Here is a 10,235-nt window from a genome sequence, read left to right as displayed (position 1 = left end):
TAATATCTAATGCCGGATATCGGTAAGCGCAAAAAATTAAATGGTTTCGAATTCTATAATTCTTCTCAGAAAATAAAACAATAACACTTCTGACCCAACTGACTTCCTATTGAAGAGGGCGAAATATCATGCGAATCCTTGTAATTGAGGACGAGCCTAAAACTGCCGAATACTTGCATCAAGGGCTGACAGAAAGTGGCTATATAGTCGACCGTGCGGTAACCGGAGCAGATGGACTTCATCTTGCACGTCAACATGTCTATGATTTGGTGATACTCGACGTTAATCTTCCAGAACTTGATGGCTGGGGTGTTCTTGAACATCTGCGCCAAAGCAGCAATACCAGGGTGATGATGTTGACGGCCCGGGGACGGCTTGCGGACAAAATTCGCGGGCTCGATCTGGGTGCTGATGACTATCTGGTTAAACCGTTTGAGTTCCCAGAGCTGCTTGCCCGAGTACGAACCCTTATGCGTCGAAGTGAACACATTCCTGTACCGCAGGTACTCAAAGTAGCCGATCTGGAGCTCGATCAAGGGCGCCACCGTGCCTTTCGTGGCGCGCAGCGTATAGATTTGACGACCAAGGAGTTCGCGCTTCTGCATCTACTGATGCGTCAGACTGGAGAGGTACTCTCACGAACCCAAATCATCTCCTTAGTGTGGGATATGAATTTTGACTGCGACACCAACGTTGTAGAGGTTTCAATCCGTAGATTGAGGGCCAAAATTGACGATCCCTTTGATAACAAATTGATCCACACCCTTCGCGGGGTTGGTTACGTATTGGAGGCACGCGAATGAAGCCGGCGAGCCTGTCAATGCGACTTGGTTTGACGGTGAGTATCTTGGGGGCGTTGTTAGTGGTGTTTCTGGCTATATTGGCCTTTTTCGCGCTAACACATGAGCTGGATAAATTGGCGAAACATAGTCTGGAAAAGAAAATGGAGCAGGTGGAACACAGCCTCTCATTTTACGAGGATATGGCGGAGGTGAACTCGAAACCGCACTCCTTGCTGGATCAAGTCATGGGGCACGATAATCTAAATTTGTCCATCTATGACCTGACAAACCTCAGGACCCCAGTACTAAAATTCGGAACTGGTTTGTCGGATCCACGAATCGAATTGAAAGCTGCTAATGCCGCCATCGACAATCTTTCATATTCCTCAAATTCCGACAGCGAAGGTCGACACTTCCTCACCGCATCCAAACTCATCCGATTGAAGAATGGTAAAAATGTCGCCGTATTGCTGTCCATGGATAGTGCGAACGATGAAGCATTGCTCAGCGCGTATCTTCGATCGACGATTATTGCTCTACCGCTTTTACTGATACTCATTGGAATTAGCGCTTGGGCCGTGGTGCAACGAGGGCTCTCTCCCCTGAGAGAATTTCGAAAGGTCGCCGCCATGATCTCTGCCCAAGATCTCAGTCATCGTCTTTCAGTGGTAAAAATGCCTCAGGAACTGAGTGAACTGGCCCATGGTATCAATTTCATGCTCCACAGGCTCGACAGTGGTATTCAGCAGCTGTCGCAGTTTTCCGATGACTTGGCCCATGAATTACGTTCCCCAATCACCAATTTGATGGGAAAGGCACAAGTGACACTATCTCGGGAGCGACCTGCAGAAGAGTACAAAGCGGTGTTGGAGTCTTGCACCGAAGAGTTGGGCCGAGTCACCCGGATCGTCTCGGATATGCTCTTCCTCGCTCAAGTCAGTCATCCAGCGGCGCTCGTCCCGTTCGAGACAATTACCTTAGAAGATGAAGCATTGAAGGTCGTCGATCTGTTTTCACTGTCGGCGGAAGAAAAGCGGATCAGCCTAAGCGTCGCCGGAAATGGCAAGACCATTGGCGACAGGCTGATGATTCAGCGAGCAATATCGAATCTGCTGTCGAACGCTATACGCCACTGCCCGGCCGGCCAATCTATTTCAATTGTTATCGAAAGCCATGCCGAACGAGTCTCGCTACTTGTAGGCAATCCAGGCGCAGGGATCGAACCTCAGCATCTGACGCACTTGTTCGACCGTTTTTATAGAGTCGACACCAGTCGCTCCCGTGCGGAAGGTGGGACTGGTCTTGGCTTGGCGATTGTCAGATCGATCATGAGTCTTCATCAGGGAACAGCGGAGGTTCAGAGCATGCCTGGTAGCATTACCGTTTTCAGGTTGAATTTTCCAAACCTCGAAGGACAAACTTCCTGGCAGCAGGCAAGACGGGTTCAGGGGTGAGTTTCAATATCAAGCTTGCAAAATCCGCACTCATATCCCCCCATACCTCTAGAAATGCTCTGGTGGTGTAGGGGGCCTCCCCTTACGTGCCCTACCACTGACAGGGCTGTACGCGACGTATCTTTCTAGTGCTGCAAACCTTCGTTTTCTTCGAGCCCTTCATGAAACTGCGAATTCTCTAATTGAAGCGTCGTATGGCTTATATGGAACACTTCGCTCATGAGGTGTGTCACTTCAGCCAGTATTTCCTGCTCGGTGCGTGAGAAACGTTGGACGACAAGGTGTGCACTCATGACATTCCTGCCGCTGGTCAAAGCCCAGATATGCAAATCATGAATATCCTCAACGCCTTCAACCGCTCTTATTCTTAGCTCCACTTCAGCGATATCAATGCCCTCCGGAACGCCTTGCAACAGGATATTCATGCTTTCTTTAAGCAGGATCCAAGTTCTGGGAAGGACCCATAACCCAATAGCTGCGGCAACGATCGCGTCCACCCAAGTCCATCCGGTAAAGCGAATGATCAGTGCGGCTCCTATCACGCCTATGGAGCCTAGCATGTCACTCCAAACCTCCAGATAAGCGCCTTTGACGTTAAGACTTTCGTCACTGGCAGACATCAGCAAGCGCATTGAGACAAGGTTCACAACTAGCCCGATCACTGCCACGATCAGCATGCCTGTTGATTCTATTTCTGTCGGAGTTTTAAAACGCTGATAGGCCTCGTACAGGATGTAGACCGCCACCATGAACAACAGAATCGCGTTGAAAGCGGCTGCGAGAATCTCAAATCGTGCATATCCAAATGTCCTTTTTTTATCCGCTGCGCGCTTGGCGATCTGAATAGCGACCAATGAAATAGCTAATGCAGTGCAATCGGTCAGCATATGAGCTGCGTCCGATAACAACGCCAAGCTGCCGGTAATGAAAGCCCCAATGACCTCTGAGATCATAAAACTCGTCGTTAACGCGAGAGCGATCCACAGTTTTTTCTCATGTCCTGCACGTGCTTGACCGTGACTATGACCAGCGCTCATATGCCTCTCCATAGGTGTGTTAGCGGATGCGACAACGACTTAGACCGCACGTGTGGATCAATCTTCATTAAGAAGAGTTTCCAGCTCTTGAGAAAGTGGCATCACCTGAAAGGCACTGACCCGGGCACGACCAGCATTCCCCGAAGGCACTCATACTTTAGAAAATAGCAGTGCAGCGATAACTCGTGTTATTTGTCCCAGGATCTCCCGAGGATCATGTGTCTTGACGCCCACGTACAGCATCAAGACGTGTGACTTTGCACGTAGCAAAGTGCGGCGTTGTGAGAGGATGTGGGTACGTTCAAGCCAATAGTAAGCGCGCCCATAATCTCGGGACAGAATCGCCACCCGAGCTTCGTCGAAGCCCTCAAGAATTGCCCTATGCAAAATCTCTTTCAGCTTGGGCTCCAACTATTTTCAGGGTAACCATCTGCGTCACGATCAATTCTGTCATGACAGCCTGGGCAGAGGAGCATCAGGTTGGCAGTATCGTTTGTGTGCGCCTCAGCATCATGATCCGCACGTCCCCGAGGCCCCTTGGGACTGGCGGGTAGGATATGCGCCACTTCGCCCCATTTCATTGGCTTGCCGGCACGATAGTCGAACGTTAGATCTGCGCCGCACAGTTCACAATGACCAGCGGTCTGTGTCCATACGATCCGCTTCGTCTCATCATTCGTATTAAAGCGCCCACTCGCAGGCTTTGCGTCTTCTTGTTCTGCCATTCCGACCTACCCCCCGAGAAACATCCATGATCGAAAACGATGACGGCAAGATAAGATCATATTAAGGTCATTTGCCTCAATTTCAAGAGAGATATCAGGGTGACGAATGCTAAGTCGGCTTTGAGCAGGGTGCTTTTTTTGGCTCATCGAAACGCAGTGATGGAAGCGGGCGTTTTTCTAGCAAGTGCTGGTGGGGAATGGCACTGACCACAGCGTATGTATCGAAATTAGCGAGTTTATGCAAAATACATAAACTCGCTAATTTCGATACATACCGCGCGTAGAACTGATGACAACGAGATGTGCAACTCAAACGAGGCTGCAAGCGCAGCCCCTTTTGCACATTTTTTCCGCGTTAGTGCCTGCCAGGCTCAGCGGATAGGCGTCGACGGCGCATGAGGTGATAGGCCGCCGGAATGACGAACAGCGACAGCAACGGCGCCGTGACCATACCGCCAATCATCGGGGCGGCAATGCGGCTCATCACCTCGCTGCCGGCACCACCTCCTAAAAGTATTGGTAACAAACCAGCGATAACCACCGCAACGGTCATGGCCTTGGGGCGAACGCGCTGCACAGCGCCTTCACGAATCGCGGCCATCAACCCGCGTTCTGTGTTGTCACCGAGCTCTTGACGCTCGGCCCAGGCATTTTTCAGGTAGAGCAGCATGATCACGCCAAATTCGGCAGAAACTCCAGCCAGGGCGATAAAGCCGACCCCGGTGGCAACCGACAGGTTGAATCCCAACAGATAGAGAAACCATGCTCCGCCCGTGAGAGCGAATGGCAGCGTGGCCATAATCAGCAAAGCCTCATCAAAGCGTGCAAATGTCAGGTAAAGCAGGACGAAGATGATCAGCAGCGTGGCGGGGACCACCAGTTTTAGTCGTGCATTTGCCCTCTCAAGAAACTCGAACTGACCTGAGTAGCTCAGGCTCATGCCGGGCTGCAACTTGACCTGCTCGCTGACGAGCCGACGTAGATCGGCGACTACCGATGCAATGTCCCGGCCACGCACGTCGATGTACACCCAGCCTGAAGGCCGTGCGTTTTCACTTTTGAGCATCGGCGGCCCGTCGTTGACCTTGATCTTCGCCACTGTGCCAAGGGTGATCTGGCTGCCTAGCGGGGTGTAGATTGGCAACTGCTCCAAAGCGCTAAGCGAATCCCGCCACTCCCGAGGGTAACGGACGTTGATTGGGAAGCGTGCAAGCCCTTCAATGGTTTCACCGACATTTTCCCCGCCGATAGCGCCGGCCACGATCGACTGCACATCGGCGATATTCAGTCCGTATCGGGCGGCGGCTTGTCGGTCGATATCCACGTCGATGTAACGTCCACCGGTTAATCGCTCGGCCAGAGCCGAACTGACACCGGCTACGCCCTTGGCCACTCGCTCGACCGCCTGAGTCGCCGAATCGATTTCCGTCAGGTTGGTGCCGGCAATCTTTACACCAATAGGACTTTTGATCCCCGTAGCCAGCATGTCTATTCGGTTGCGAATCGGTGGTATCCAGATATTCGTCAGCCCAGGAACTCGCACCACTCGGTCCAGCTCCTCCACCAGTTTTTCCGGAGTCATGCCTGGTCGCCATTGCTCCTGTGGCTTGAACTGGATGGTGGTTTCGAACATCTCCAGCGGCGCCGGGTCGGTGGCAGTTTCGGCACGTCCCGCTTTACCGAAGACATGTTCGACCTCTGGCACGGTCTTGATCAGGCGGTCGGTCTGTTGCAGCAGTTGCGCCGCTTTCTGTGCGGACAATCCGGGCAGCGCCGAAGGCATATAGAGCAGGTCGCCCTCATTCAAAGGCGGAAGAAACTCGCCCCCCAAGCGCGACATTGGCCATAGCGCACTAAAAAACACCAACGCCGCCACAAGCAGCGTGATCCTCGGTCGCCGCAGCACTGCATCCAGAGCCGGCTGGTAGATCCGGATGAGCCAGCGGCTCAGCGGGTTGTTTTTTTCATTAGGAATCCGTCCCCGAATCCAGTAGCCCATCAAAACCGGCACCAAGGTCACTGACAATCCCGCTGCTGCAGCCATGGCGTAGGTCTTGGTGAAAGCCAGCGGGCCGAACAGCCGACCCTCTTGCGCTTGCAGGGTGAACACCGGAATGAACGAAAGAGTGATGATCAACAAACAGAAGAATAGGGCTGGTCCAACTTCAGTCGCCGCTTCGGTCATTACCTGCCAATGACGTTCACCATTCAGTTCCTCACCTGGATTGGCCACGTGCCATGCCTCAACTTTCTTGTGTGCGTTTTCGATCATCACCACAGCAGCATCGACCATGGCGCCGATGGCGATGGCTATCCCACCCAGGGACATGATGTTGGCGTTGAGCCCTTGGTAGCGCATGACAATAAAGGCCATCAGTACACCGACCGGCAGGGAAATAATAGCCACCAGAGAGGAGCGCAGGTGCCAAAGAAAGATCCCGCAAACCAATGCGACAACGATGAACTCTTCGATGAGCTTGTGGCTGAGGTTTTCAACAGCGCGGTCAATCAGTTTCCCACGGTCGTAGGTGGTGACAATTTCCACTCCGGCCGGAAGGCTGCTTTTCAACTCGTCGAGTTTGGTCTTGACCGCCGCAATGGTCTCGCGAGCATTCTTACCGCTGCGCAAAATCACCACGCCGCCAACCGTCTCGCCTTCGCCGTCGAGTTCGGTGATGCCACGGCGCATCTCCGGCCCCAACTGGATCGTGGCGACATCGCCCAAGTTCACCGGCACACCGCCCGATCCCAGCTTGAGGGGGATCGCCCGAAAATCATTGAGCGTCTTCAGGTAGCCGGATGCACGCACGATGAACTCGGTCTCTGCCATCTCCAGCACCGCGCCACCCGTTTCCTGATTGGCCTTGCCGATCGCTTCGGTCACCTCGGCCTGCGTAATACCAAGACTGGCCAGTTTGAGCGGATCAAGCTGCACTTGGTACTGCTTGACCATGCCGCCCACAGTGGCCACTTCCGCCACATTGGGCAGGGTCTTGAGTTCAAACTTGAGGAACCAGTCCTGAAGTGCGCGTAGCTGCGCCAGATCATGCCCGCCAGTGCGATCCACCAGCGCGTACTGGAAGATCCATCCTACGCCTGTCGCATCTGGCCCCAACGCTGGCTTGGCGCTGGCCGGCAAGCGGCTTTGTACTTGGCTCAAGTACTCCAACACCCGCGAGCGAGCCCAGTACAAGTCAGTGCCGTCTTCGAACAGCACATAGACAAAGCTGTCACCGAAAAAGGAATAACCACGCACCGTCTTGGCACCTGGTACTGAGAGCATGGTGGTGGCCAACGGATAGGTGACCTGGTTCTCGACAATCTGGGGTGCTTGTCCAGGATACGGGGTGCGGATGATCACCTGCACATCGGACAAGTCTGGTAGCGCATCAATGGGCGTGCTCTGCACCGACCAAATGCCCCACGCCGTGATAAACAGCGTCGCCAGTAGCACCAGGAATCGGTTGGTTACGGACCAACGAATCAGGGCTGCAATCATGGCTGGCCCCCTGATTTGTCCAGACGCTCAACACGCAAGCCGTCGTCGGTCTGATTCACACCTATCCGGACCTTGTCGCCCGTTTTAAGACCCTGCATCAGAGCGGGATTGGCGAGCGGGAACGTCATCGTCATGCCAGGCATGCCCAGCGTCTTAAAAGGGCCGTGAGCGAGAGTGACTTCTTTATCGTTGATCTCAACGATTTGCCCATCCGCTTCATGCAAACCGGCGGCGGCTGCACTGGTGGGTGAAGGTTCCTCTGATTTGGCAACGATGCCTTTAAGACTGGCCTCTGAGTCGAGCAGGAACTGGCCAGAGCTAACCACTTTTTGGCCCTCTTCCAACCCTTTCAATATCGCCGTCTTGCCATCGCTTTCCTGCCCAAGTTGCACCTCCACGGGACGATAGCGACCGGCGTCTTCAGCGAGCATCACCAGGGCACGTAGACCGGTGCGAATGACCGCCTCGCTCGGCACCCACAGCACACTTTGCTCCGTCGCGCGATTAAGGCTCACGCGTGCGGTCATACCCGGCCTGAGACGGCCTTGCGGGTTAGGCAATTCGACGCGCACGCGAAGGGTGCGACTATCGGGATTGGTTTCTGGAAGAATCGCGCTTACCACGCCGTTGAGCACGACGCCTGGGAACGCGGGCAAACGCGCCTCAGCCACTTGTCCCAGCTGTATCGACCCGAATTCAGTCTCCGGGACCGCCAGAGCCAGCCAGACGTTACTCAACCCATTCACGCGTGCCAGTGTTTGGCCGGCAGCCACTGTCATACCTTCGCGCACATCGAGTTCTTGCAACACCCCACTGATAGGGCTGGTGAGGGTCAGGTTCGGTTGGACTTTGCCACTGCGCTCTACTTGAGTAATCGATGCCGCCGGCATCCCGGTAAGCCGCAAACGCTGGCGAGCCGCTGCCAGCAAGCCCGCATCGCCGCTACGCTTAAGTGCGAGAAACTCCTCCTGAGCCGCAGACCACTCCGGGACAAGAATATCCGCCAAGGCGGCGTTGGCTTTGATCACATCGCCAGGAGCATGGGCATACACGCGCTCGACGAAACCCGCCGTACGGGCCTGGATGACGGCGACGTCACGCTCGTTGAAGGTCAATACACCTACAACGTCCAGACTCGAAGCAAACACACCTCGATTGACCGTAGCCAGTCGCACACCAAGATTCTGGGTCAGGCTTGGATCAATGCGAACAGTGGCGCTGTCCCCCTTGCTATCCGCGTACTGAGGGACCATCTCCATGTCCATGAAGGGCGACTTACCCGGCTTATCGAATTTCTGTTGTGGGTACATGGGGTCGTACCAATACAGAACCTTGCGATCGACTGAGGACTCCGGCTTCGGCTCCGATGCTGCATCCGGTACTGCGCTCACCCTCGGTTGAGCCAACCAGTAACCACCGGCGACTCCCAAAGCAATTGAGATGCTGACAACAAAAACCCCTTTCCATGTTCGAGAGATCATTGAGCGGACTCCCCATAGGCGAAATACAGGCGAGCGCTGGTGAGAGCACGCTGCTCTTCAACATCAATCTGCTTGAGACGGGCTTCGATAAGCTCGCGCCGAGCGGCCACGACGGAGTTCAGATCGCCTTTGCCGGCGCGATAGCTGGCCATAGTGAGCTCGACCTTTTCCTTAGCCAAAGGGAGCAGGCTGGTCTGGGCTCGATGAACGGCGCGGTTCAGGCGCTCATAGTCCGCTAAGTCATCCTCCAATTGCTGGGTGTGCTCGCGTGAAAGGACCTCACGCTCAGCCTCAAGCTGATTGAGTTCCGCATGCTTGGCTGCGATTTTTGGGTTTTGTCGCGAGTCAGGAAACAGTGGTAGATCCCATGAAAACTGCACGCTGACCATGTCGCCGAACTCTCGGCCGCGATGCTGATAGTCGACTTCCCAGCTCCAATCAGACCGCTTTTCCGCTTCGGCCTCGCGCACCTTGGCCTGCGCTTCGCGGGTCATTGGGGCAAACGCTGCCAATTCTGGGTGATGTTGAACGTTGTGAGAGTACCCAGAGGCTTCTACAGGCCATTCAGGCAAGCTGCCCACAGGTTTATCGTTTGCGGCTGGTCCAATCCAGCTCTTCAAAGCTGCTCGGGCTTGCGATCTCTGGCGAATCAGATCGTCCTGCTGCTCTTCCAGTTGTGCCGCCTCCTGTTTGGGCGTGACGGCATCAGCAGGTTGAGCGCGGCCACCGGCAATCTGCGCGCGGACGGTATCGGCCAGCAGGCGGTTTTCCCTATAGAAGTCCTGGAACAGCGCGTCTTTACGCTCAACGGAATAGCTGCTGATCCAGGCCAGCGCCGTGGCCTGACGAACCTTTAGACGTTCGACCAGACGCTCAGCGGCAGCGCGGTCAATGGCTGCATCAGCAACCTCGATTCGGGCTTTTCGTTTGGCGCTGTTCGGCATTTCCTGACTGACACCGACCATTTGCATGGTCATGAAGTCCTGATCGATGCTCCAGCGATCCGGCCCCCCAATGGGATAGTTCTGTATACCTACCAGCAACTTGGGATCGGGTAGTTCCCCGGCTGGGATGGCTGCACTAGTGGCGGCACGAATTTTTGCATCTTGTGCAGTCAGCGACGGCGCATTGGTTTCAGCCAGCTGCAAAGCATCATCGAGTGTCAACGCAGCAGCGAAACTCGGCGTGGCCAATACGCTTGCCGCCAAGATGGCCACGAGGGGCCGCCCTGTGCAATAGCACTTGGATTTCATGTTC

Annotated in this window: 7 protein-coding genes and 1 pseudogene; 2 read left to right on the top strand and 6 right to left on the bottom strand. The window is 54.6% G+C overall.

The genetic code is table 11. The annotated features are described in order from the left end of the window. Positions 1-128 precede the first annotated feature (128 nt). On the top strand, positions 129-803 hold the full coding sequence (locus F8N49_RS03355; RefSeq protein ID WP_039593197.1) for a heavy metal response regulator transcription factor: 675 nt from the start codon (positions 129-131) through the stop codon (positions 801-803). After that, on the top strand, positions 800-2,236 hold the full coding sequence (locus F8N49_RS03350; protein ID WP_151550776.1) for a heavy metal sensor histidine kinase: 1,437 nt from the start codon (positions 800-802) through the stop codon (positions 2,234-2,236). The genes F8N49_RS03355 and F8N49_RS03350 overlap by 4 nt, the downstream gene beginning before the upstream one ends. Before the next feature lie 125 nt (positions 2,237-2,361). Here the strand turns inward: F8N49_RS03350 and F8N49_RS03345 are convergent, their stop codons facing one another. The 6 genes and pseudogenes from F8N49_RS03345 to F8N49_RS03320 form a co-directional block, all read right to left on the bottom strand. Further along, complete coding sequence (locus F8N49_RS03345; protein ID WP_151550775.1) at positions 2,362-3,273, bottom strand: cation diffusion facilitator family transporter; 912 nt, start codon at positions 3,271-3,273, stop codon at positions 2,362-2,364. 57 nt (positions 3,274-3,330) lie between these two features. Then, a pseudogene (locus F8N49_RS03340) lies at positions 3,331-3,621 on the bottom strand (DUF3703 domain-containing protein). A gap of 47 nt (positions 3,622-3,668) precedes the next feature. Further along, a complete protein-coding gene (locus F8N49_RS28505) occupies positions 3,669-3,854 on the bottom strand; it encodes an HNH endonuclease signature motif containing protein (protein WP_230383560.1) in 186 nt (61 codons plus the stop codon). 499 nt (positions 3,855-4,353) lie between these two features. Further along, positions 4,354-7,497, bottom strand: a complete 3,144-nt coding sequence (locus F8N49_RS03330; RefSeq protein WP_024014904.1) for an efflux RND transporter permease subunit — start codon at positions 7,495-7,497, stop codon at positions 4,354-4,356. Beyond that, positions 7,494-8,978 carry an efflux RND transporter periplasmic adaptor subunit gene (locus F8N49_RS03325; RefSeq protein WP_039593196.1) on the bottom strand — a complete coding sequence of 495 codons (1,485 nt, stop codon included), beginning with the start codon at positions 8,976-8,978 and terminating at the stop codon, positions 7,494-7,496. The genes F8N49_RS03330 and F8N49_RS03325 overlap by 4 nt, the downstream gene beginning before the upstream one ends. Next, positions 8,975-10,231 carry a TolC family protein gene (locus F8N49_RS03320; RefSeq protein ID WP_024014906.1) on the bottom strand — a complete coding sequence of 419 codons (1,257 nt, stop codon included), beginning with the start codon at positions 10,229-10,231 and terminating at the stop codon, positions 8,975-8,977. Before F8N49_RS03320 ends, F8N49_RS03325 begins: the two co-directional genes overlap by 4 nt. Between the last annotated feature and the right edge of the window lie 4 nt (positions 10,232-10,235).

It is taken from the genome of Pseudomonas sp. GXM4 (assembly GCF_008923895.1).
GTDB lineage: Bacteria > Pseudomonadota > Gammaproteobacteria > Pseudomonadales > Pseudomonadaceae > Aquipseudomonas > Aquipseudomonas atacamensis.
Note: the sequence above shows the minus strand (reverse complement) of the source record. Positions and strands in the feature narration are given on the sequence as shown.